The organism is Aeromonas sp. 604282 (genome assembly GCF_049170575.1).
Classification (GTDB): Bacteria; Pseudomonadota; Gammaproteobacteria; order Enterobacterales; family Aeromonadaceae; genus Aeromonas; species Aeromonas veronii_A.
This window is the reverse complement of the sequence record NZ_JAAKMV010000003.1, coordinates 14,535-36,724: the sequence shown is the minus strand read 5'-3', so window position 1 is coordinate 36,724 and position 22,190 is coordinate 14,535. Positions and strand designations below refer to the sequence as shown.

Genomic DNA, 22,190 nt, shown 5'->3' with positions numbered 1-22,190 from the left:
CAGCCGTCATGTGCGTCTTGAAAACGACCGATGAGGGGGAGCGAGCACTCAAGGGGCTTCGCGCAGCGTCCGGTAGAGGGTGGTACGGCTGATCCCCAGCTGGCGCGCGGCCTCGCTCACATTGCCGCCGCATGCCGCCAGCGTTTGCTGTACCTGCCGCCGGGTTTGTTCACGCAAGCTGGTCGCCTCCCCCATCGGCAAGGCGCCGGGCTCTGTGGCCACACTGGGCAGATGCAGGTGGGCGGGTTCTATCCAACCCAACCCCTCTGCCAGCACACAGGCCACTTCCAGTGCCTGCTTGAGCTGGCGCACGTTGCCGGGCAGCGGATGGGCCAGCAGCTGTTGCTCCGCATCGCGGGTCAGACGCAGGGTCGGGTCCATCTCCGCCAGCAGCCGCCGGATCAGCCCCAGACGCTCAGCGGCAGGCCAACGGCGCAGCGGCATCAGCTGCTGGCGCCAGCCGCAGATCCGGTAATAGAGGTCTTCGCGAAATGCGCCACTCTGCACCATGGCCGCCAGATCCCGGTGGCTGGCACTGACCAGCCAGAAATCCACCGCCTCAGGTCTGTGGCTGCCGACTGGGGTGACGGCGCGCTCCTGCAACACCCGCAGCAAGCGGGTCTGTGCCAGCAGCGGCAGCTCACCGATCTCGTCCAGCATCAGGATGCCGCCGTGGGCGGCGCGCAGATACCCCTGACTACCCTGGCTGCGGGCACCGCTGAAGGCCCCGCCCACGTAGCCAAACAGCTCGGCCTCCACCAGCTCCGCCGGCAGGGCGCCGCAGTTGACGCACACCAGCGGTTGCGCCCGCCGGCTCGACTGCCCGTGCAGTTCGCGCACCAGATGTTCCTTGCCGCTGCCGGTCTCCCCCTCGATAAGCAGCGAAATGCCGCGCTCCAGCATCTTGAGCGGCACCTGCTGCGGATGTGGCACCGGGCTTGAGTGACCCGGCAGCGCGGTGCAGGAAGGTGTCACGTCCGCTTCTGGTACCAGCCGCAAGCCACGCCCCTCGCGCAGCAGTTGCCTGCCATCGAAAGGGTGCTGGCCAAGCCAGAGTCGGCCTGCCCGGTTGGCGCCGAGCAGTTCCCCCTCCTCTCCCAGCAACAGGCGAGCGGACCAGAGGCTCTGGGGATCGAGATCCACCAGCCAGCCCGGCTGACGCGCCAACAGTGCGTTTTCGAGGGTCATGGCCAGCAGCCGCACCGTGCCCAGCATGTCGCCATCGTGGTGAGCCGCATCGGTGGAGATATCGAGCACCCCGAGCAATTGCCCATCCGGCCCGAGCAACGGGCAAGCGCTGCAACTGAGGAAGCTGTGCTGGGCGAAGAAGTGCTGATTGCCGAGCACCTGTACTTCACTCTGCTCGGCCAGCGCGGTACCGATGGCGTTGGTGCCCTTGCTCGCCTCACCCCAGCGGGCACCACTGCGCAAAAAGATACGCTCGGCATGGCGGGCGAACCCCTCATCACCACTGGCGGCCAGAATGGCCCCCTCACCGTCACACAACAACAGGCGACAGGGGCGACCCGCCAGCAACTGAGCAAACAGCGGCAGCACGAAGCGCTGGAAGCATGCAATCAGAGCCCTGTGCTGATCCTGACGGGCCGACAGCTCCCCCTGGGGCAGCAAGTCCAGATCGGCGCTCTGCTGGCGGCTCAGCCCCTGATGCAGGCAACGCTGCCAGGAACGCTGGATCGGACCGGGACCGGGTTGAAGTGACTCACTCATCACGCCTCCTGTTCACAAACAGCACGACTGTCTCGGCCACTGTCCAGAAACGGTACAGTTTTATCGCAATAGCCGTGGTCATTGGTTAACCAAGATACGCTGCCACACCCCATTTGATAACGTTTTTGTAACCTTCTATCTGCTGGTCAGACCCTTTGGCACGCCCCTTGCGATATCAGCTGGCAACCGGTCTGTCAGCCAGTCCGGTCAGGATCACACACATAAAGGATGATGAGATGATTTATACCGCTCCCGGTCAGGCAGGTGCCCTGGTCAGCTTCAAGTCCCGTTACGACAACTTCATCGGTGGTGAGTGGGTGGCACCGCGCGCCGGCCGCTACTTTGAAAACATCTCGCCGGTGGATGGCAAAGTATTCTGCGAGGTCGCTCGCTCCGACGCCGCCGACATCGAGCTGGCGCTGGACGCCGCCCACAAGGCGTTCGCCAGCTGGAGCAAGACCAGCGTCACCGAGCGCAGCAACCTGCTGCTGCGCATCGCCGATCGCATCGAACAGAACATCGAGGTGCTCGCCATCGCCGAAACCTGGGAGAACGGCAAGGCGGTGCGCGAGACCCTGGCCGCCGACCTGCCGCTGGTGGTGGATCACTTCCGCTACTTCGCTGGCTGCATTCGCGCTCAGGAGGGCTCGGCCGCCGAGCTGGATCAGAACACCGTCAGCTACCACTTCAAGGAGCCCATCGGCGTGGTCGGACAGATCATCCCGTGGAACTTCCCGCTGCTGATGGCCGCCTGGAAGCTGGCCCCGGTGCTGGCGGCCGGTTGCTGCAGCGTGCTCAAGCCCGCCGAGCAGACCCCGGTCACCATCATGCTGATGATGGATCTCATCAAGGACATCCTGCCTGCCGGCGTAGTCAACGTGGTCAACGGCTTCGGCGCCGAGGCAGGTCAGGCGCTCGCCACCAGCAGCCGGATCCAGAAACTGGCCTTTACCGGTTCGACCGAAGTGGGCGCCCATATCCTTCGCTGCGCAGCCGACAAGCTGATCCCCTCCACCGTGGAGCTGGGCGGCAAGTCCCCCAATATCTACTTCGCCGACGTGATGCAGCACGAGAGCAGCTACATCGACAAGGCGGTGGAAGGGATGCTAATGACCTTCTTCAACCAGGGGGAAGTGTGTACCTGTCCCTCCCGCGCGCTGGTGCAGGCCAGCATCTATGACGACTTCATGGACAGGGTGCTGGCCCGTGCCCGCACCATCGTTCAGGGCAACCCCCTCGATACCGCCACTCAGGTGGGGGCGCAGGCGTCTCGCGAGCAGTTCGACAAGATCCTGGGCTACATGGAGATCGGCCGCGGCGAAGGGGCCAAGATGCTGATCGGCGGCGGCCCGGCCAAGGTGAGCGGACTGGAGGGGGGATTCTACATCCAGCCCACCATCTTCTCCGGTCAGAACAAGATGCGGGTATTCCAGGAGGAGATCTTCGGGCCAGCGCTCGGGGTCACCACCTTCAAGGACGAGGCGGATGCTCTGGCCATTGCCAACGACACCCAGTACGGGTTGGGAGCAGGCCTGTGGACCCGCGACAGTAATCTGGCCTGGCGCATGGGGCGTGGCATTCAGGCTGGCCGGGTCTGGGTCAACTGCTACCACGCCTACCCGGCACACGCCGCCTTTGGCGGTTACAAAAAGTCGGGGATCGGCCGCGAGACTCACAAGATGATGCTGGACCACTACCAGAACACCAAGAACCTGCTGGTGAGCCACGACATCAACCCGCTCGGCTTCTTCTAGCGCAAGCAGACGTCATCAGAAAGGGCGCCTGCGGGCGCCCTTCTTGTTTTGCTTCACCAGATGACATGTCCGGCAATCTGTTATCGGCCTGACTGTAGGCGATAACGCTGGGGGGGGCAGCCCAGCTCCCGGTTGAACATGGCGATAAAGGCCGAGGTGGAGCCGTAACCGAGCCGCCAGCTGATCTCCTGAATGGGCATGTCGCCCTTAAGCCAGGCCAGTGCCTTGAGCAGCCGCAGCCGCGCCCGCCACTGACCGAAGCTCATCCCCAGCTCCCGCAGGCAGCGCCGCGCCAGGGTGCGCTCTGTGGTGTGCAGTTGTCCGGCCCACTGGGCCAGAGTACGGGGATCGGCAGGATCGCTGTGTAACGCCGCCAGCATGGGAGCCAGCAGCTTGTCCTGACTCATCGGCAGGTAGCTCTCCTGACAGCGGGTGCGCGCCAGTCGCTCCACCAGCAACTCGGCCTGACGCTGATCCCACTCATCCGCCATATGGCTTACCCGCCGTTCGCAAAAGTCGCTCAGCAGGGCGCGGATCAGCGGGGTGAGCAGCAGCAATCGGGGCTCTAGCGGCAGCTTGGCCGCCAGCTCGTGGCTGACGTAGATGGAGGTGTAGTCGAGGGTCTGCTCGTTGTAGGAGGTGTGGTCGAGATCCGCAGGTACCCAGATCAGGTAGTCGGCAGGGGCCACCAGTCGCTGATCCCCCAGCTCTATCTCCATGATCCCCAGGCTGATCATGTTGAGCTGGCCCCAGGGGTGGGAGTGCAGCACGGTCGCGCTGTCGGCCAGCATCTGCTGGTAACTGAAATAGAGCGGATTGGGAGCGGGCAGAACGACATCTACCGGCTGAAAGTGGTGAGTGGCCATCAGCGCCCCTTGTCAGTGAGAGAGAGGAGCAGGCGTGATGCAACGCCCTGTTGGCTCGGTCTCCGGCACAGGTCAAAAGCAGCCATCAGTTGCGGGCAGACGCAGCCCGTGTGGGCCGGAATAAGGTGCATCAGAAAGAGTTGTCTTTTCTGCTGGGTCATCTGTCTGTTTTACGCTACTTGATAATATAAAGACAAGGGTAGACTTGGCCCCCTGTTAATAAGGAGCCTCTGATGCGAATCTTTTCCCCTCTTCTCTTTCCGCTGATGGCGGTGCTGATCTGGGCTACCAATACCGTGGTGTCCAAGGCGGCCGCCAGCGTGCTCGACCCCGCGGCTATCTCCTTCTATCGCTGGGTGATTGCCGCCCTGGCGCTGACCCCCTTCTGTCTGCCCACCCTCTGGCGGCGACGCAGTGAGGTTCGACCCTGGCTCGGCAAGCTGCTGGTGCTGGCGGCCCTCGGTATGGTGCTCTACCAGTGTCTGGCCTACTACGCTGCTCACAGCACCTCGGCCACCAATATGGGGGTGATCGGCTCCCTGATTCCGCTGCTCACCCTGCTGCAAGGGGCGCTCTTCTTCGGCCAGCGTCCCGGCAAACAGGCACTGCTCGGCATGAGCCTCTCCCTGTTCGGGGTGCTCTGGCTGCTTGGCAAGGGCGAACCACTGGCCCTGCTCCACAACGGCATCAACCCGGGGGATGGCATGATGTTGCTGGGCTCCGCCAGCTACGCCCTTTACGGCCTATTGATCCGCCGCTGGCACCTGCCGTTTGGCCCCTGGCTCAACCTCTACATGCAGATCCTGCTGGCGGTACTGCTGCTGGTGCCGCTCGCTCTCAGCGCAGACTCGATGGCGGTGCCAGCCGAAGGATGGGGGCTGGTGCTCTTCGCCGGGCTTGCCTCCTCCCTGCTGGCGGCTTACTGCTGGATGCGCGGCCTCGCCTGCATGGGCGCCGAGCGCACCTCGGTCTTTATGAACCTGATGCCGCTCTGTACGGCGCTGATCGCCGTCGTCGGCCTGGGTGAACCGATCCACGGCTATCACCTGCTGGGTGGCGGGCTTATTCTGGGCGGGGTGATGATCTCCCAGCTGAAAAAGCGTGTCCCACTGCCGGAGCGCAACACGGCCTGATGGGCAACATGCCAAAAACAACGAGGGAGCCGCTGGCTCCCTTGTTCATTTCTATCCTGTTTGAACGACTGTGAACCAACTTCACCCCGCCCGGCGCCAGCGGTAGCGACGCTCAGGCCGCCCGCGCTGGCCGTAATTGAGATCCACATCTACCCGGTCTTCCGACTCCAGATATTCCAGATAGCGGCGCGCCGTGGTGCGGCTGAGGGAGAGTCGCAGCGCCACCGTGTCGGTGGAGAAGACACTCTCCGGCTCACCCGCCAGCAGATCCAGCACCTGACGCAGGGTGATGCTGTCGATCCCCTTGGGAGTGACGCGCATCTCCTTGATCTGGGAGCGCCCTCCCTTGCCCAGCAGCTTGTCGAGATCTTCCTGCTCCAGCCGACCCCGCTCGCAGAGGCGGCTGTGCAGTTGCAGGATCTCGTCCAGACTCTGCTGGATGCGAAACAGCCGCAATGGTTTGATGACGTAGTCATGAACCCCCAGATTGAGGGCCTGCTGGATGGTCTCCACATCCCGCGAGGCGGTCACCATGATGACATAGGCTTCGCGGTTGTGGCTGCGCAGGCGGCTCACCCACTCAAGGCCGGAGCCATCGGGCAGGGAGACATCCACCAGCAGCAGTTGGGGCACCACACCGGCCATCATGGTATCGGCCTGGGCCAGGGTGCCGGCCCGCCCCAGCAGGGAGAAACCGGGTGTCGCCGCCACCAGTTCTGACAAGATGGCACCGATCCGATCGTCATCTTCAATAACAAGCGTGATTATTGGGTCCATGGCTCACATTAATTGGTTTTTATTCAAGTAGATACCAAACAGGGTGGTCTGCTCGGCGGTTCGCCGCCATTCTATCACACCCTCGTGCCGACCCACGGTCTCCTTGACCAGGAACAGACCCACCCCGTGATCGCCGCTCTGACGACTCACCCCGTAATCGAACAGATGATCGGCCAACTCCTCGTCGACCCCCTCGCCGCTATCCTCCACCTCGATCACCAACCGCCGCCCCACATCGCACAGAGAGAGCAGCACCCGCGGCGGCCGCTGCTGGCGGTTGCGCCAGGCCGCCTGCAGGCCGTTATCCAGCAGGTTGCCAATGAGGGTGATGAGATCGGCCGAGACCGAGGCCGGATACTCCGCCAGCGCCGAATCGGGATCTAGCTCCAGGGTCACCCCCAGCTCGCGAGCCCGGCTGAACTTGCCGAGAATAAGCCCCGCAACCGGCTTGTTGTCGATCAGCCGCAGCAGCTCCTGCAGCATGGTCTGGCACGCTTCGTTCTCCTGCTGGATCAGCTCCACCGCCTGATCCACATGGCCCAGCTGCAACAGGCCGGAGAGGCTGCTCAGCTTGTTGGCGAACTCGTGGCTCTGCATCCGCAGCATCTCGGCATACTGGCGCAGGTGGGTCACCTGCACCCCCAGACTGGCGGCCACCTCCGGACGGCTGAAGATCAGCAGCCGCCCCGGCGCCTTGCCCTGCACCGCCTGCCAGCGACCGACGAAGGACTCCCCCTGAATGGTAAAGCTCACCTCGCCCCCCTCCTGCTCCAGACAGGGGGCAAGGGGCGGCACCAGCGCCACCAGCGACTGCCCCTGCAGGGCGTGGCGCCCGGTGGCCGGCAGCCGCAGTTGATAGCTGGCAGTACTGTTGATCATGTTGATGTTGCCGCTGCTATCGAGGGCAATCACCCCTTCGGTGATGTGCTCCAGCACCAGATCCTGCAGGGTGAAGCGGCGCACGATCGCCTCCGGCTCCAGATCGAGCAGGGTCTTGCGCAGCAGATACTGCACCCAGAGCGCCAGCAGCAGGCCGCATCCCAGCACCGCTACTATGGCGCAGATGAGCAGGGCCACCCGCTCCATGTAGATGCCCTCTACCTGCTGCATCAGGTAGCCCACCACCACGGCTCCCATGACGCGCCCGTCACCGCCCACCACCGGGGAGAAGCAGCGGATCGCCGGCCCCATGGTGCCCCGCTCCTTGGAGCAGTAGCTGCGCCGCTCCTGCAGCGCGGGCCAGATATCCTCGCCACGGAACTTCTGCCCCACCAGCTCGGGGTTGGGGTGGCTGAGGCGGCGACCATGCTCATCGGTCACCACCATATAGGTGGCATCGGTGCGGTTGCAGACCGCCTCCACATAGTCGCGCAGAGTCGGATCACTCCCCTGACGCAGGGCCTCGACCACCCGGGTATCGGCCGCCATGACCCGTGCCAGATCGCTCCCCTTATCCTGCAGATTGCTTTCCAGCAGATGACGGATAAAGAGGGCCAGCAGGCTGCCCAGAATGAGGATCAGCAGCAGGGAGAGCCCAAGAGAGAGGGTGACCAACTGGTGGCGAAGCTTCATGCACATACCTTAAAACGTCAGGACGCAGCCCAATAGTGCGGATGCCACCAGGTCTGGTCAATCAAAGGTGCCGGATCGCCAACAAAATCGGCCAATCCTTCCTCGCGTGCGCAGAGCGCCACCGCTCTGGCGACGGCGCGGGCCACCTCTCCCACCTGTTCAATCGGGGGCAGCAAACGACCCGCCACCAGCGGATAGGAGCCGACTGCCCGCACCGCGGCCAGCAACATGCCATCGCTGATGCGGCGCGCCTTGACGGCGCAGGCTCCGAGACCAATCCCCGGAAAGACATAGACGTTGTTGCACTGGGATACAACCCGCCGCTCCCCCGCCAACGTCACCGGCGCAAAAGGGCTGCCGGTGGCCAGCAGGGCGCGGCCACCTGTGGCGGCCCACACCAGCTCGGGCGTAGCCTCGGCGCTGCGGGTCGGGTTGGAGAGTGGCAGGATCACCGGCTGATCGCACACCTCCCCCATCGCCTGCAACACCTCGCCAGTAAAGAGGCCACCCTGACCACTCACGCCAATAAAGACCGCCGGTCGCACCTGGCGGATGGTCTCCAGCAGCGAGCCGTTACCCTCCTCCACGGCGCGGGCAAACGGCTGTTGGGCGCGAGTCAGGTTGGGGCGATCGCAGCAAACCACCCCATCCTGATCAAACAGCCAGACGCCGTCGTGGCTCCCCGCCAGCTGGGCCAGCATGGCGGCAATGCCGCAACCGGCAGAGCCTGCCCCGACGATCAGCACCGGCGCATCGCACAGAACAGTACCTGCCTGCTGCAACCCGGCCAGCACGCAGGCGGAGGCCACAGCCGCCGTTCCCTGAATATCGTCGTTGAACATACAGAGCTCGTCCCGATAGCGGCTCAGCAGGTTGGCGGCGTGCTTGCCGGCAAAATCTTCAAACTGCAGCACCACCTGCGGCCAGCGCTTGCGAATGGCGGCAACCACCTTGTCCATGAAGTGGTAATAACTCTCGCCGTCAATGCGCGGGGATTGCCAGCCGAGGTAGGAGTCATCCTCCAGCAGCTCGGGATTGTTGGTGCCCACATCGACGCAGAGCGGCAGGGTCCGTGCCGGGTTGATGCCACCCGCGGCGGAGTAGAGAGCCAGCTTGCCGATACAGATCCCCATACCGCCGATACCGAGATCGCCAAGCCCCAGCACCCGCTCGCCGTCGGAGATGACGATCACATCCACCTCCTGCTCCACCGACTCGAGAATATCGTCGAGATCGTCCCGGTCGTGCCAGGAGAGATAAAGCCCGTGGCTGCGCAGATAGAGATCGCTGTGGCGCTGGCATGCCTCCCCCACCACCGGGGTGTAGATGATCGGCAGCAGCTCCGGCAGGTGGTGGCGCACCAGATCGTAGAACAGCACCGGGTTGTCCTCCTGCAGCTGGCGCAGCAGCAGATGCTGGTCAAACGGACTCTGCATGGCGCTGACCAACCGGTAGATCCGCCGCCGCTGCTGGGAGAGGGACTCCTCCTTGTGGGGCATGCGCCCCCGCACGCCCTGACGCTTGCGTTCTGCATAGGGCAGGCTGGTGCCCATCATGATGTCGTTCATCTTGTTTGTTCCTCAATCCGGTATCAGGCGAGCAGGGAGATAAGGGCGGTGGCCAAGATCAGCATCACGGCGCCGCCAAGGCGAGAGGAGATCTGGGCAAAGGGCATCAGCTTCATCCGCTGGGCCGCCGAGAGCACGGCTACATCGCCGGTGCCGCCCATGTTGGCCATGCAGAGCCCACCGGTGATGGCCGCCTCGATGGGATAGAAGCCGATCAGCTTGCCAACCAGCGCCGCGCCAAGGGCGCCACCGATCACGGTGACCATGACCAGCACGAAGTAGCTGATGGAGAAGGCGCTGATCAGCTCGGGAATACTGGTGTAGGCGACGCCGATCCCCACCAGCAGGGAGGGGGTGAGGTTGCTCACCACAAACTGATACCAGTCGGCTGCCGCCTGCTCATAACGACGCGGCAGCAGGCCGCTCACCTTGATAAAGGCGACCGCCAAAATCATCAGGGCGAAGGGGTGCATGGGGATAAAGTTGCCAAGCAGGGAGCCCAGCACAAACATGCTGGAGCTGATGAAAAGGCCCATGCCCAGACTCTGCAGGGTCGGCGCTTCGGCCTGCTCATCAGCAATGCTCTGGCTACTTTCCTTGACCATCAGCTTGCCGTTGCCAGTCAGAGAGGGGTAGCGGCGACCGAGCCGTGCCAGCAGGGAGCCCACCAGAATGGCCAGGGTATTAGCGATCACCACCGCCGGTACCATGCGCGACAAGAGGTCCGCACTGGACATCTGCATCGGGCCGGAGAGGATCTCCACCAAGGGCACCGCACCGGCGCCCATGCCACCCCCCATGATGGGCAGGCCGATCAGCAGCACCGCATTCTTGAAGCCATACCCCATCAGGGAGCCGACCAGACCAACGCTCAGCAGTGCCAACGCCACGCCGCCAAGAATGACCGGCAGATAGCGCATGGCGGCATTTTTCAGCAAAGCGCCGCTCATGCCAAACACGGAGCCAGTCACCAGACTGGCGATAAAGAAGTTGAGAAAGCCCCCCTCCTTCATGAAGTTGGTGATGACCTGCCCTGCCTGCACCGGCAGCAGCTGATATTCGAACAGGGCGGCGCCGCCGAAGATGGCGAGGATGGTGCCGCCCCCCAGATATTCACGGATCGGCATGATCCGCTCACCCAGCTCGGTCAGCAGGGTGCCCAGCACAAACATCAGTGCCAGCGCACCGACCATGCCCAGCGGCAACGAGCCGTTCCAGCCGGAAAAGAGAACACAGGTTGCCAACCCGAGAAATATAAAGAGCGGCATACCGGCAATTTGTTGGCCGCCCATAAAGGCGGCCTTTTCTTGTGTGGTTTGTAGGGGTGAGAGGTTTTTCATTGTTATGTACTCTGCGTGTGATTGTGGCCACTACTTTATTGATCCCCCTCACTCCTGTCGGTTAGCCAGACTGCAAAGCCATATAAAAACATTAAAAACTTAAACATCATGGTGCCTCCAACGTGCGCTGCACAATAGAACACCAGACATACGATACCCGACCAAGTCAGGAAATAGGGTGATAAAACGAGCGAGCCCAATGGCGGATATTTTGGTGATCAGCAGTAATAACGATGCGATGATCTCTTCCCCTTAGGGGAAATAACAGAGCCAGATGACAAGCTCTGCGACCATTTATCGCCACAGATCCTGTGAGTGATAATCAGCGGGCAGTGTCATCGCCATGACGCGAGTGCTACGGCATGCCACATCAGGGTTTGAGTCGGCGTGCAGGAAGCACCCACGATGAAAAATGGTGAGAAGAAAGATGCAAAAAGGGGAGATTGAAATAGTGATGAGTCAAGCCAGCGAATACCAGAGCACTGGCTTGAACTCACAAGGATCACACACGGTCAGGTCTATTCTGCCAACAGCAATGGAATATTGGCGGGGTCAAAATCATGACTGATATCGGTACTTCTGATAGCGCCTTCCCGATTCACGCCATGGTGTGACTCTGCACCATATTCCCCATCACTCAACAGCGCTTCAATTGCCAGATACACACATCCACTGTCATATCCATCCACAACCCGTTTCCCCCTTGTTTTATAACCCCATCAATATTAGCGGATAAAAAAAGAGCTGCTCGCTGAAGCTGAAAATTTCATGAAAATAACTGCCGGATATCCTCCATTCACGGTGCAATATCCGAATCGGCAAGAGAGCCTCGAGTGGATCAGCCCCGAGAATAATATCAGGGGCTCGAATGCTGCTCGCCCTCACCAACGAAAGATCCGACCAGAAACATGATCAGCATCACACTATTTACTTAGCCTGCTAAACAAGTATGATACTTAGCAGGCTAAGTACATTGAGGATGAGAAGATGACGGATCTGGAAAGGTTGCGCGAGCTGTCGCTCGCCGAGCAGATAGCGCGGATGCACCGGCTATGGCGTACTGCCGCCGATCTGGAGCTGGCTCCCCTTGGCCTCACCCATCCCCGCTGGACCGCGCTGTGGAAACTCTCCCGCATGGGGAACCATGTCAGCCAGAAGACCCTGGCCGAAGCCCTCGAAATAGAGCTCCCATCCCTGATGCGCACCCTGGGCCAGCTGGAAGAGCAGGGACTGATTGAGCGTCACTGCTGCAGTCAGGACAAGCGGGCCCGCATCGTCTGCGTGACCTCGGCTGGCCAGACCCTGCTCGATCAGATCGCCGACCGCATCATGAATATCCGCCGCGAGCTGCTGGGGGGCATCGACGAGCAGACCCTGCAGCTGTTTGAAGCCACGGTGCAGCGGATCTCGGCCAACGCCCTCAGCAAGATTGAACAACACCACGACCGACAAGCCGGAGGCGATACAAGCCCTCCCGAGACCGACACAGAGAGAGAATAAGATGACCCCTGATCAACAATTTACCCGCTGGATCAAATGGTCCATGGCGGGCTTTGCCACCCTGTTTGCCTATTTTCTGATAGCCGACCTGCTGATGCCCCTCACCCCTCAGGCAATGGCGACCCGGGTGGTCACCAAGCTGGCCCCCCAGGTGAGCGGCAAGGTGATCGAGGTCGCCGTTCACAACAACCAGCAGGTCAAGAAAGGAGATCTGCTGTTCAGGCTGGATCCGGCCCCTTTTGAACTGGCAGTGGAGCAAGCCCGCCTTGCGCTGGCACAGGCAGAGCAGCAGAACAGTGAACTGGATGCTGCGCTGACAGCCGCCGTTGCCGAGATCAACGCCAAGGAGACCCTGGCCAGCCAGAAGTGGCGCGAGGCTGAGCGGATCGATGCGCTGTACCAACGTCATATGGTTTCGCTGCAACAAAAAGATGAGGCTGACAGCGCCCTGCGCAGCGCTCAGGCCAACCTGCGCGCCAGTCAGGCCAAACTGGCCCAGCTCAAGGCCAGTCGTGGCGTGACCGGTGAGGACAATCTGTTGCTGCGCCAGGCCCGCAACAAGCTGGCGCAAGCGCAACTGGCCCTCTCTTACAGCCAGGTCCACGCGGATCAGGATGGCACCATCACCAACCTGCAGCTCAAGCCGGGCAGTATCGCCAGCGCGGGCAGCCCGCTGCTGGCGCTGGTGTCGGAACAGGTGGACGTCATTGCCGATTTTCGGGAGAAAAGCCTGCGCCATGTCGGCGAGCAAACCCGCGCACTGGTCGCCTTCGATGGCGAGCCGGGTCAACTCTATCCTGCCCGGGTGAGCAGTCTGGATGCCGGGGTGAGTGCCGGTCAGTTTGATGCCAATGGTCGACTGGCGGCGCCGGTGGAGTCGGATCGCTGGGTGCGGGATGCCCAGCGGATGCGGCTGCACCTCGAGCTGGACCAGCTCCCCGACCATCTGCCAGCCGGGGCGCGGGCCACGGTGCAACTGCTGCCGGACAATGCCCTGACCGCCATGCTGGCACGGGGCCAGATCCACCTGCTCAGCCTGCTCCATTATGTCTACTAACCACGCCACTCACCCGTCGGCCAATACTGCCCCAGCCCACCTCGTCGGTGGTGCTGCCACTCACCTCTGGTATCGGCCCCTCACCGGCAACGAGCTGCGCCAGTGCCTGCGCATCGCCTTTGGCTGCACCACGGGCTTTCTGCTCTGCAAACTGTTTGGCTGGAATTACGGGGTCTTCTATACGGTCACGCCGGTGCTGCTGCTGGGGATGGTGCCTGTAATGAATGGCCATGCCGCGCGCCAGCTGATCGCGGCGGTGGTGGTCTGTGGGGTGGAGGTCGGGCTGCTGGGGGGGCTGTTTGGCAGCCATCCGGCGCTGATGACTCCCATCGCCTTTCTGCTGTTTCTCTACCGTTTCGCAGCCATGTCGCGGGGCAGCCTGTTTCTGTTCGGGGCCAACGGGGTGCTGAGCCTCAGCATCATGCTGCACTTTGCCAGCTATCCGCAGACCGACCTCAACGACCTGATCCTCAACAATATCTGGGCGAGCCTGCTGTCGGTGCTGATCGCCTACCTGATGACCATGCTGATCCCGGATGTGGAGGCCAGACCCAAGCCCGCCTCGGCCCCCAAGGCACCGCACCGGATGCGCCATGAAGCCCTGCTGGGGGCCACTGTGGCCACCCTGTCATTTCTGGTCTTTCAGGTGTTTGACCTGCGCGACTCCATGTCTGCCCAGGCCACGACCCTGCTGGTGCTGTTCCCCATGCACTGGAACGGTGCGCTGAGTTATGCACGCAAACGGGCGATGGGTACCTTGCTGGGGGTCACCTTCGGCCTGCTCGGCCAGCTGCTGCTCTATGACTGGTCAGGGCAACTGCTGCTGGTCGCTCCACTGCTGTGGCTCGGCGCCATGCTGTTCAGCCATGCCCACGTCAAGGAGGCAGGCGGCTCCGGGGTCGGCTTTGGCGCCCTCACTACCCTCGGCATCCTGTTTGGCCAGTACCTCACCCCGGGCAACGATCTGGTGTTCAGCGCCCTCTACCGGGTGAGCAGCATCCTGTTTGCCATCGTGGTCACCCTGCTGGCCTGCTACCTCGTCCACCGGTTGCTCAACCGCTTCGAGGCGACCCGCTTCGGTTATTGATCTCCTGTTGTAAACACTGTTGTCAGCCCATGGATGAGCTCTCTTTCGCCCCGTCGCCTGCCGGGGCGTTTTTTTTGCACCCTTGTCATCCTCCCGTCACCACAAGTCAGCACAGAAGTATGGCTATGCTTGTAAGGCTGCTGTCGATGAGGTGCACCTATGGTTTCGTTGTTTAAAAAATGGCTGGTGTGTCTGGTGCTGCTGGCCACCAACCCGCTCGGGGCTACCCCGCTTGTCATTGGTGCCGAAGATGACTGGGCCCCTTATTGCGAGCGCGACAAGGAGGATGGCCAGCCTCACGGGCTGGCGCCAGAGCTGGTCAAGGCGGTGTTCGCTGCCGAAGGGATCGAGATTGTCTTTCGTACCCTCCCCTTTGCCCGCTGTATGCACGATGCGAAAAGCGGCAAACTTGCGGGGTGCTTCAACGCTACCATCACCGAAGAGAACCGCTACCAGTACCATTGGCACGATACCCCCATGTTCGAGGAGGATCTCGCTATCTTCGCCCTCGCCAGCGAACCGCAACGGGATCTCAAGCTCACCTCGCTGGAGGGTAAACGGGTAGGCATCACCCTCGGTTACACCTATCCCACCGATTTTATGGAGAACCCCAGGATCACCCGCTTTCAGGCCAAATCCGATGCCCAGATCCTCGAGATGCTGGTACGCGGCCGGGTCGACTACATCCTGATGAACGGCATGCCGGGCTACCTCAAGATCCAGCAGAAACAGCTGACCGGCAAGGTGGTCAAGGTTGGCAAGCTCTCTACTGATGGCTTCTGGCTCGCTTTCTCCCGCAACACACCGCAAGGGGAAGCGCTGGCCAAACAGTTCGAGCAGGGATTGCAGAAGATCAAGAACAATGGCACCTATGAGACGCAGATCCGCCAGTTTGAAACCAGGCTTGGCCTGCACTGATTGGCGCAACCTTGTTGTTAGTGACATCCCCTCATACTCGTCCGGTATGCCTGACAGCCAGCGACGCACCGAATGGCCTTCATGATTGCACAATGGGGGTAACCTGTTAGGCTCACCCCCGTATGACACCAATGGAGCTGTAATCATGAATAAGGCATATATGATGGCCGCTGGTGCACTGACTCTCGGCCTGCTCGCTGGCTGCAATCAGGGCAATACTCTCTCCGTCACCGGTGGCGAACCGGTCAGTTACCAATGCGAGCAGGGCAAGAGGGTGCAGGTGCGCTACTTCTCCCTCTCCGACGATAGCCTCAACTTTATCAAACTGTCACTGCCGGACGGCAAGGATTACACCCTGCCCCAGGCCATTTCAGCCTCCGGCGCCCGCTATACGGACGAACACGAAGCCGTCTGGTGGAACAAGGGGAATGAGGGCTTTGTCGAGCTGCGGGATCAGGATGGCGAGTGGCAGACTGCCTACGACAACTGCAAACAGCAATAAACGTGACCCCGGCCTGGCCGGGGTCTCTCTTTCTCTGGCATCAGAGCGGTGGGGGATCAGTTGATCTCGATCTCGAAGCGGTTGGTTACCTCGACCGGGATGGCATCCGGGTTGCCCTCTGCCGGGCTGTAGCGGATCCGCGAGAGGGTCGCCAGCGCGCTCTGCTCCAGCTCGCCAGGAGGATCGGCCGCCACCACTTCCGGCTTGACCGGCGTGCCGCTGGCATCGATTTGATAGCGAACTTCCACATATCCCTTGACCGGTTTGGTCGGCAGGGTGGGCTCATCATTGTCAAACCATGACCATTGGCTCTGCTGGATCCAGTAGCTTGAAAGCTGTTCGAGGGGAATAACGACCGGGGCACGCTCGCGTGCCACCTCCTGACGGGATGAGCACCCCATCAACAGCATCACTGCCAGACCGGACCATACTGCGACTTTCCACTTCATGTAACGCTCCTTGTTCTTTGCCGGTACTTGTTACCGGACTGCGGGAGATCGACTCGCTTCCCCTTGGGCAGTGCCCATCCTAACGAAAAAGTATTCGTATGAACATGAACAAAAGGGCCAACCCCGAGAGGTAGGCCCTTTTATCGTCAATGAGCTCATTAGCCAGCGCCAGGTATCAGCCGCGCTTGTCGCTCACCACCAACCAGAGTGCATGGACCATGCCCGGCAGACCGCCCAGCAGGGTCAGCACAATGTTGATTAAAAAGTGCAGGCTAAAACCCACCTGGATAAAAGCGCACACAGGGGGCAGAAAAATGGCCAGCAAGATCTTGAGCAGATTGTTCATCCCGGATCTCCTCTTCAATAATGTCGTCGGGACAGGAATGGGCTAACCATAAACATCCCGGACTTCAACTGCAAACCAGACAGGGAATTAGCTCACCCGCATCACGCCAGGCGTTGAGGTCGTGGATCTGCTGATTGCTGCTACCACGCCAGAGCAGGCCCGGGTCTGCCAACTCCTTTTCAAACTTGCCATCCACCAGCACATCCAGCAAGGCAACCAGCTCGCGCTGGGCATCTGACAGCTCGCCGAGCAGATAGCCGGTCCAGCACCAGATGTCCTTGCCCGGACACTCGGTGCGTACCCGTTTCACCAGCGCCAGCACGTGGGACACGTTGGCCGGGTGGAGCGGATCGCCGCCGGAGAGCGACAGACCACGCCGTTTGATGCGGCTGTCGTTGAGATCCGCAATGATGCGATCGCTCATCGCCTCATCGAACGGCTTGCCGCCATCGAGCCGCCAGGTGCTCTGGTTGTAGCAACCCGGGCACTGATGCTCGCAACCGGAGACAAACAGGGTGGCACGGGTGCCGGGGCCGTTGATCACATCGACCGGGTAGTATTGGTGGTAGTGCATCGCTTGTTTCCTGCCTCGTTCACGGGACAGCGGCATAGCTGCCGCCCTCCAATGAAAATGGCCCCTTGAGTCAGGGGCCAGCTCTTCATTGCCCGTGCGCTTACATATGTTTGACGCGGCGCTTCACCTCTTCCTGCTTGCCCGCATTGAAGGGGCGCGCATCCGGGCTGCCGAGGTAGCCGCAGACACGGCGGGTCACCGACACCTTGGCGGGGTCGTGGTTACCGCAGCGTGGGCAGGTAAAGCCCTTGGAGGTGCACTCGAACTCGCCGGTGAAGCCGCAGTCATAGCACTCGTCAATGGGGGTGTTGGTACCGTAGTAGGGCACCTTGTCATAGCTGTAGTCCCAGACGTTCTCCAGCGCTTCCAGATTGTGCTGGATGTTGGGGTACTCGCCGTAGCAGATGAAGCCACCGCTGGCGATGGGCGGATAGGGCGCCTCGAAGTCCAGCTTGTCGTACGGGTTGACCTGCTTCTCCACATCGAGGTGGAAGCTGTTGGTGTAGTAACCCTTGTCGGTCACGCCGGATACCACGCCAAACTCCTTGGCGTCGATACGGCAGAAACGAGTGCAGAGGTTCTCGCTCGGGGTGGAGTAGAGGCTGAAGCCGTAGCCAGTCTCCTCTTTCCACTCATCGATGGCCGCCCTGAGACGGGCAATGATGGCGATGGCCTTCTGTTGCAGCTCGGCGCTGTCAAACAGGTGCACCTTGTCACCAAACAGGGCGTTGATGGTCTCGTGAACGCCGATGTAGCCAAGGGAAATGGAGGCGCGACCGTTCTTGAAGATCTCGCTGACGTTGTCGTCCGCCTTCAGCCGCACGCCGCAGGCACCTTCCATATAGAGGATCGGAGCAACCCGCGCCTTGACGCCATCCAGACGGGTGATGCGGTACATCAGCGCCTTCTTGGCGACCCGCAGGGAAGCATCCAGACGATCCCAGAACTCCGCTTCATCACGGGATTTCAGGGCAATGCGCGGCAGGTTGAGGCTCACCACCCCCAGGTTGTTGCGACCTTCGTGGACGAGCTCGCCATTCTCCTCGTAGGCACCGAGGAAGGAGCGGCAACCCATGGGAGTCTTGAAGGAGCCAGTCACCTTCACCACCTGGTCGTAGTTGAGAATATCCGGGTACATCCGCTTGGAGGCACACTCCAGCGCCAGCTGCTTGATGTCGTAGTTGGGATCGCCCTGCTTGTGGTTGAGGCCATCCTTGATGGCGAACACCAGTTTCGGGAACACCGCGGTCTTCTTGTTCTTGCCAAGGCCGGCGATACGATTGCTGAGGATGGCGCGCTGGATCATCCGCGACTCCCAGCTGTCCCCCAGGCCAAAGCCGAAGGTGACGAACGGCGTCTGACCGTTGGCAGTGTGCAGGGTGTTGACTTCGTACTCCAGCGACTGGAAGGCGTCGTAACACTCTTTCTCGGTGCGGGCCATGGCATAGGCTTCCACATCGGCAATGCCCCACTCTTCGGCCACTTCACGGTGTTTCTGCCAGCTGATGGTCACATAGGGGGCCAGCACTTCGTCGATGCGGTTGATGGTGGTGCCGCCATAGATGTGGCTCGCCACCTGAGCGATGATCTGGGCGGTCACGGCCGTGGCGGTGCTGATGGATTTCGGGGTATCGATCTCCGCATTGCCCATCTTGAAGCCGTGGGTCAGCATCCCTTTCAGATCGATCAACATGCAGTTGAACATCGGGAAGAAGGGCGAATAGTCGAGATCGTGGAAGTGCAGATCACCGCTCTCATGGGCCTGAACCACATCACGGGGCAGCATATGGCTGGTGGCATAGTGCTTGGCGACGATACCTGCCAGCAGGTCGCGCTGGGTCGGGATCACCTTGGAGTCTTTATTGGCATTCTCGTTGAGCAGGGCAGCGTTGGTCTGCTCGACCAGACCACGGATCTCCTGTGCCAGACGGCCGCGGGCCTCGCGAGCCTGATCCCGATCGTGACGGTATTCGATGTAGGCACGGGCGATGGCCTTGTCATCGGAGGCCATCAAGTGGTTTTCAACCAGACGCTGGATCTCGTGAATATCAACTTCACCACGCCCATCCAGCTCCTGACTCACTGCGCTTGAGATACGCTGTGCCAGTGCCGGATTGGCCTGATTGACCGCCTCCGCCGCACGGCTGACCGCATCGCTAATCAGCTGGGCATTGAATGGTGCGCGACATCCGTCACGTTTGATCACAACCGGTTTCATGGATTTTCCCCGTTAAAAGGCCAGGCATTTGCCTCTGGCTCACCCTTGTTGGGCCCCCCTCCCGGCATCTCGTCCTGGACGCAAATAAATTCAGCCGAGGCTTGACAAGCCTGGGCTGAAGATAGGAGGGGAACAGCTTATACACAGCTTAATAACACAACATATAGGGATTAAAAACGAATGCGTCCCTATATGTGGTGTCTATTAGGCACCAAAGCGCAGCCTCATTTCTTGATCCAGAACAGGTTTTTCAGCGAGCGGGACAGTTCACGACCAACCCAAACAAGACCCAATAAAATCCATCTCCAAGCGTGATACGGGCTGGCGTCCGATCCACCCACCCGAAAAAATCGCCTCCCGCCGCATCGGTTTCGAGATGACAGCGTCAACCAAAACCGCCCATACTGAACAAGAACTCTCTCCCCCTCGACAAGGGACAACCCATGCGCACCTCCCTGCTGTTACTACTGCTCTCCACCTTCTCCCTGCCGCTCTGGGCCGCCAACATTCTGGTGATCAGCAGCTACCATCCCGAATACCTTTGGGACCAGAGCTACAACGAAGGTTTGCAAAAGGGGTTGCAGGGGGATAACAAGATCTCTCACTTCTATATGGATACCAAGCGCCATCCGCGTGAGGAGTTCGACGATATCGCTCAGCGGGCCATCGCTTTTTATCTCAAGAGCAAACCGGATCTGGTGGTGCTGGGGGATGACAATGCCATCAACTATCTGGCCAACGAGATCGCCTCGCTGGGTACCCCGGTGGTCTTTCTTGGCATGAACGAAAACCCCCGCCTCAAGGGCTTTGTCGGCCACCCCAAGATCACCGGGGTGCTGGAACGCCCCCTGCTCAAGCGCAACATCAGCGAAATAAGCCAGATGATGGGGGGGCTCGACAAGGCGCTGGTACTGTTTGATTCCAGCAATGTGGCCCTCACAGCTATCGAGGATGAATTCAAGACCCAGACCGAATTGCGAGTCGGCCAGACCCGGGTCAACAGCCAGCTGATGGGGGATTACAGCCTCTGGCAGGAGGCGGTGCTCAACGCCAAGAAGAATGGCTATCAGGCAATCTTCCTCGGCCTCTACCACACGCTGGTCGACGATAATGGCAAGCATGTGAGCGAACAGACGGTGCTGGAGTGGACCAGCGCCAACACACCGGTTCCTCTCTTCTGTTTCTGGGAGTTTGCCGTCGGCAAGGGGATGGCCATCGGCGGTCTGGTACTGGACGGCCACGATCAGGGGTTGCAGGCAGCGTCCCTTATCAACACCATACTGGCGGGCACCCTGCCCCGTACTATCTCCCCGCGAGCGGCCCTGCGCGGCGAATATGTCTTCAGCAAGAGCGAGCTGGCCCGCTGGCAGCTCACTGTGCCCGACAAATGGCACAACAAAATCATGTGGCGTGAGTAACAATAAGTAACCCGGCACATTGGCCGGGTAACACCTGCACAGTCAGATGACTGATGACCGAAAGCCGCGTGCGTCAGCTGGCAGCAAAAGGCAGGGAGAGGCGCTTGGCAAGCGCCTGGAAGTGCTGGCTGATCTCGGCACCAAACAGAGGATCACCGATAGCTCGGTTCTGCCAGTTTTGCTCCAGATGACGCCAGTCATCCTCGGTCAGGGAGTCACGCAGATGGGGGAAGATCACTCCTTCTTCGTAGTTCATGTGTGCCTCTTGCAGCTCCACGAAGCGCTCCAGCTTGGCGGTGAACTGATCGAGCGGGATCACCGCATCCATCAGGATCATCTCCACCATCTCCTTGAGCTCGGTCCCCGCCTCCAGCAACTTGAGATGCTCCTCATGCAAGCGGTTCGCGACATCCCCCTCCACCACCCGGTATTTCAGGTAGTAGTCATAGACAAGATCTTCCTTAGGGTGGTGATACTTGTCAGAAACCTCCCGCAGATAATCGATGACATCGCGCACCAGAAAATAGCTGATAGGTTGCTCGGCACGAATGGCGGCCAGCTTCTGCTTCAGCAGATCCAGCAGTCGGGCGATATTGAGGTGATCCTTGTGCAGACTCGATAACATGGGCACTCCTTGGCGCTGAAATAAAGTGTTACTTTCCTGAGTATACGGTCATTTGTCGCCCGAACTTTGCACTCAATCAAGTGGTTGGCAGACAGATTGCCATTCGATCGGGCTTTTACCCTGCAATTCCAGCAGGCGGTTGGTCTCGGAAAAGTGGCCGCAGCCGATAAAACCACGATGAGCAGAAAGGGGGCTGGGGTGGGGCGCCGTCAACACATGGTGGCGTTGGCGGTCGATAAAACGTCCCTTTTTCTGGGCATGGGAGCCCCACAGAAGGAATACCACCCCGTTACAGCTGGCGTTGATCTGCTCAATGACCCGATCGGTGAAGGTTTCCCACCCAAGATGGGCGTGAGAGTGTGCTTGACCGGCCTGCACCGTCAGCACTGTGTTGAGCAACAAAACCCCCTGCCTGGCCCAGGACTCCAGAAAACCGTGACTGGGTGTGACGAAACCTGGCAGGTCGCGCTGCATCTCTTTATAGATGTTGACCAGTGATGGGGGCGTACGCACCCCGGGCAGGACAGAGAAGCAGAGGCCATGTGCCTGATTGGGGCCGTGATAGGGATCCTGTCCCAGGATCACCACCTTGACCTGATCCAGTTCGGTCAATTTGAAGGCGTTGAATACATCGGCAGCAGGAGGATAAATCACCTTGCCTACTTCCCGCTCGGTCCTGACGGTCGCCAGCGTACTCTTGAAATAGTCCTGCTCTTTCTCAGAGCCAATCACATCACTCCAGGTCAGCACCCCGGCCT

At 60.7% G+C, this 22,190-nt stretch carries 20 protein-coding genes; 8 read left to right on the top strand and 12 right to left on the bottom strand.

Annotation, left to right across the window (positions count from 1 at the left end; translation table 11 throughout):
- Positions 1-48: 48 nt before the first annotated feature.
- A complete protein-coding gene (locus tag G5367_RS05520; RefSeq protein ID WP_421244159.1) occupies positions 49-1,728 on the bottom strand; it encodes a sigma-54-dependent Fis family transcriptional regulator in 1,680 nt (559 codons plus the stop codon).
- A 236-nt stretch (positions 1,729-1,964) separates the two neighbouring features.
- Between G5367_RS05520 and G5367_RS05515 the strand changes: the two genes are divergently transcribed.
- A complete protein-coding gene (locus G5367_RS05515) occupies positions 1,965-3,482 on the top strand; it encodes an aldehyde dehydrogenase family protein (RefSeq protein ID WP_421244160.1) in 1,518 nt (505 codons plus the stop codon).
- Between the two features lie 80 nt (positions 3,483-3,562).
- Here the strand turns inward: G5367_RS05515 and G5367_RS05510 are convergent, their stop codons facing one another.
- Complete coding sequence (locus G5367_RS05510) at positions 3,563-4,348, bottom strand: AraC family transcriptional regulator (RefSeq protein ID WP_421293931.1); 786 nt, start codon at positions 4,346-4,348, stop codon at positions 3,563-3,565.
- A gap of 233 nt (positions 4,349-4,581) precedes the next feature.
- Between G5367_RS05510 and G5367_RS05505 the strand changes: the two genes are divergently transcribed.
- A complete protein-coding gene (locus G5367_RS05505) occupies positions 4,582-5,481 on the top strand; it encodes a DMT family transporter (RefSeq protein WP_337075449.1) in 900 nt (299 codons plus the stop codon).
- A gap of 81 nt (positions 5,482-5,562) precedes the next feature.
- On the opposite strand, the gene G5367_RS05500 is transcribed toward G5367_RS05505, so the two are convergent.
- The 4 genes from G5367_RS05500 to G5367_RS05485 are packed head-to-tail and all read right to left on the bottom strand — an operon-like array spanning position 5,563 to position 10,738.
- A complete protein-coding gene (locus G5367_RS05500) occupies positions 5,563-6,258 on the bottom strand; it encodes a response regulator (RefSeq protein WP_421211491.1) in 696 nt (231 codons plus the stop codon).
- A 3-nt stretch (positions 6,259-6,261) separates the two neighbouring features.
- On the bottom strand, positions 6,262-7,830 hold the full coding sequence (locus tag G5367_RS05495) for an ATP-binding protein (protein WP_421244162.1): 1,569 nt from the start codon (positions 7,828-7,830) through the stop codon (positions 6,262-6,264).
- Positions 7,831-7,847: 17 nt separating this feature from the next.
- Positions 7,848-9,398 carry an oxaloacetate-decarboxylating malate dehydrogenase gene (maeA, locus tag G5367_RS05490; protein WP_421244163.1) on the bottom strand — a complete coding sequence of 517 codons (1,551 nt, stop codon included), beginning with the start codon at positions 9,396-9,398 and terminating at the stop codon, positions 7,848-7,850.
- Positions 9,399-9,421: 23 nt separating this feature from the next.
- Positions 9,422-10,738: a 2-hydroxycarboxylate transporter family protein gene (locus G5367_RS05485; protein ID WP_005343883.1), complete on the bottom strand. Its 1,317-nt coding sequence runs from the start codon at positions 10,736-10,738 to the stop codon at positions 9,422-9,424.
- Between the two features lie 987 nt (positions 10,739-11,725).
- Here G5367_RS05485 and slyA point away from each other — a divergent pair.
- The 5 genes from slyA to G5367_RS05460 all read left to right on the top strand — a co-directional run bounded on the left by slyA (position 11,726) and on the right by G5367_RS05460 (position 15,802).
- Positions 11,726-12,238, top strand: a complete 513-nt coding sequence (gene slyA, locus G5367_RS05480) for a transcriptional regulator SlyA (protein ID WP_268012276.1) — start codon at positions 11,726-11,728, stop codon at positions 12,236-12,238.
- 1 nt (position 12,239) lies between these two features.
- Entirely contained in the window at positions 12,240-13,295 is a 1,056-nt protein-coding gene (locus tag G5367_RS05475; protein WP_076493486.1) for an HlyD family secretion protein, read from the top strand.
- Positions 13,285-14,382, top strand: a complete 1,098-nt coding sequence (locus G5367_RS05470; RefSeq protein WP_421244164.1) for a DUF2955 domain-containing protein — start codon at positions 13,285-13,287, stop codon at positions 14,380-14,382. Before G5367_RS05475 ends, G5367_RS05470 begins: the two co-directional genes overlap by 11 nt.
- Before the next feature lie 159 nt (positions 14,383-14,541).
- A complete protein-coding gene (locus G5367_RS05465; protein ID WP_421244165.1) occupies positions 14,542-15,300 on the top strand; it encodes a substrate-binding periplasmic protein in 759 nt (252 codons plus the stop codon).
- 145 nt (positions 15,301-15,445) lie between these two features.
- Positions 15,446-15,802: an MliC family protein gene (locus G5367_RS05460; protein WP_005343872.1), complete on the top strand. Its 357-nt coding sequence runs from the start codon at positions 15,446-15,448 to the stop codon at positions 15,800-15,802.
- 56 nt (positions 15,803-15,858) lie between these two features.
- On the opposite strand, the gene G5367_RS05455 is transcribed toward G5367_RS05460, so the two are convergent.
- From G5367_RS05455 to nrdD, 4 genes are all read right to left on the bottom strand, one after another.
- Positions 15,859-16,251 carry an energy transducer TonB gene (locus G5367_RS05455; RefSeq protein ID WP_005343871.1) on the bottom strand — a complete coding sequence of 131 codons (393 nt, stop codon included), beginning with the start codon at positions 16,249-16,251 and terminating at the stop codon, positions 15,859-15,861.
- Between the two features lie 175 nt (positions 16,252-16,426).
- The gene (locus G5367_RS05450) at positions 16,427-16,597 is read right to left on the bottom strand and encodes a YqaE/Pmp3 family membrane protein (protein ID WP_005343870.1); all 171 of its coding nucleotides are present in this window, start codon (positions 16,595-16,597) and stop codon (positions 16,427-16,429) included.
- Between the two features lie 64 nt (positions 16,598-16,661).
- Positions 16,662-17,171: an anaerobic ribonucleoside-triphosphate reductase-activating protein gene (nrdG, locus tag G5367_RS05445; RefSeq protein WP_421244166.1), complete on the bottom strand. Its 510-nt coding sequence runs from the start codon at positions 17,169-17,171 to the stop codon at positions 16,662-16,664.
- A 100-nt stretch (positions 17,172-17,271) separates the two neighbouring features.
- Positions 17,272-19,389, bottom strand: coding sequence for an anaerobic ribonucleoside-triphosphate reductase (gene nrdD / locus G5367_RS05440; protein ID WP_005343867.1), 2,118 nt, complete (start codon positions 19,387-19,389; stop codon positions 17,272-17,274).
- Positions 19,390-19,832: 443 nt separating this feature from the next.
- On the opposite strand from nrdD, the gene G5367_RS05435 reads away from it, so the two are divergent.
- The gene (locus tag G5367_RS05435; RefSeq protein WP_421244167.1) at positions 19,833-20,807 is read left to right on the top strand and encodes an ABC transporter substrate-binding protein; all 975 of its coding nucleotides are present in this window, start codon (positions 19,833-19,835) and stop codon (positions 20,805-20,807) included.
- A 73-nt stretch (positions 20,808-20,880) separates the two neighbouring features.
- Here the strand turns inward: G5367_RS05435 and G5367_RS05430 are convergent, their stop codons facing one another.
- Both G5367_RS05430 and ung read right to left on the bottom strand, forming a co-directional pair.
- On the bottom strand, positions 20,881-21,432 hold the full coding sequence (locus G5367_RS05430; RefSeq protein WP_216951846.1) for a hemerythrin domain-containing protein: 552 nt from the start codon (positions 21,430-21,432) through the stop codon (positions 20,881-20,883).
- Positions 21,433-21,504: 72 nt separating this feature from the next.
- The gene (gene ung, locus G5367_RS05425; protein WP_421244168.1) at positions 21,505-22,182 is read right to left on the bottom strand and encodes a uracil-DNA glycosylase; all 678 of its coding nucleotides are present in this window, start codon (positions 22,180-22,182) and stop codon (positions 21,505-21,507) included.
- Positions 22,183-22,190 lie beyond the last annotated feature (8 nt).

Bases quoted from the DNA above. Each gene is read 5' to 3' on its own strand.
- G5367_RS05520 (WP_421244159.1), bottom strand. From the start codon at position 1,728: ATGAGTGAGTCACTTCAACCCGGTCCCGGTCCGATCCAGCGTTCCTGG.
- G5367_RS05515 (WP_421244160.1), top strand. From the start codon at position 1,965: ATGATTTATACCGCTCCCGGTCAGGCAGGTGCCCTGGTCAGCTTCAAG.
- G5367_RS05510 (WP_421293931.1), bottom strand. From the start codon at position 4,348: ATGGCCACTCACCACTTTCAGCCGGTAGATGTCGTTCTGCCCGCTCCC.
- G5367_RS05505 (WP_337075449.1), top strand. From the start codon at position 4,582: ATGCGAATCTTTTCCCCTCTTCTCTTTCCGCTGATGGCGGTGCTGATC.
- G5367_RS05500 (WP_421211491.1), bottom strand. From the start codon at position 6,258: ATGGACCCAATAATCACGCTTGTTATTGAAGATGACGATCGGATCGGT.
- G5367_RS05495 (WP_421244162.1), bottom strand. From the start codon at position 7,830: ATGAAGCTTCGCCACCAGTTGGTCACCCTCTCTCTTGGGCTCTCCCTG.
- maeA (WP_421244163.1), bottom strand. From the start codon at position 9,398: ATGAACGACATCATGATGGGCACCAGCCTGCCCTATGCAGAACGCAAG.
- G5367_RS05485 (WP_005343883.1), bottom strand. From the start codon at position 10,738: ATGAAAAACCTCTCACCCCTACAAACCACACAAGAAAAGGCCGCCTTT.
- slyA (WP_268012276.1), top strand. From the start codon at position 11,726: ATGACGGATCTGGAAAGGTTGCGCGAGCTGTCGCTCGCCGAGCAGATA.
- G5367_RS05475 (WP_076493486.1), top strand. From the start codon at position 12,240: ATGACCCCTGATCAACAATTTACCCGCTGGATCAAATGGTCCATGGCG.
- G5367_RS05470 (WP_421244164.1), top strand. From the start codon at position 13,285: ATGTCTACTAACCACGCCACTCACCCGTCGGCCAATACTGCCCCAGCC.
- G5367_RS05465 (WP_421244165.1), top strand. From the start codon at position 14,542: ATGGTTTCGTTGTTTAAAAAATGGCTGGTGTGTCTGGTGCTGCTGGCC.
- G5367_RS05460 (WP_005343872.1), top strand. From the start codon at position 15,446: ATGAATAAGGCATATATGATGGCCGCTGGTGCACTGACTCTCGGCCTG.
- G5367_RS05455 (WP_005343871.1), bottom strand. From the start codon at position 16,251: ATGAAGTGGAAAGTCGCAGTATGGTCCGGTCTGGCAGTGATGCTGTTG.
- G5367_RS05450 (WP_005343870.1), bottom strand. From the start codon at position 16,597: ATGAACAATCTGCTCAAGATCTTGCTGGCCATTTTTCTGCCCCCTGTG.
- nrdG (WP_421244166.1), bottom strand. From the start codon at position 17,171: ATGCACTACCACCAATACTACCCGGTCGATGTGATCAACGGCCCCGGC.
- nrdD (WP_005343867.1), bottom strand. From the start codon at position 19,389: ATGAAACCGGTTGTGATCAAACGTGACGGATGTCGCGCACCATTCAAT.
- G5367_RS05435 (WP_421244167.1), top strand. From the start codon at position 19,833: ATGCGCACCTCCCTGCTGTTACTACTGCTCTCCACCTTCTCCCTGCCG.
- G5367_RS05430 (WP_216951846.1), bottom strand. From the start codon at position 21,432: ATGTTATCGAGTCTGCACAAGGATCACCTCAATATCGCCCGACTGCTG.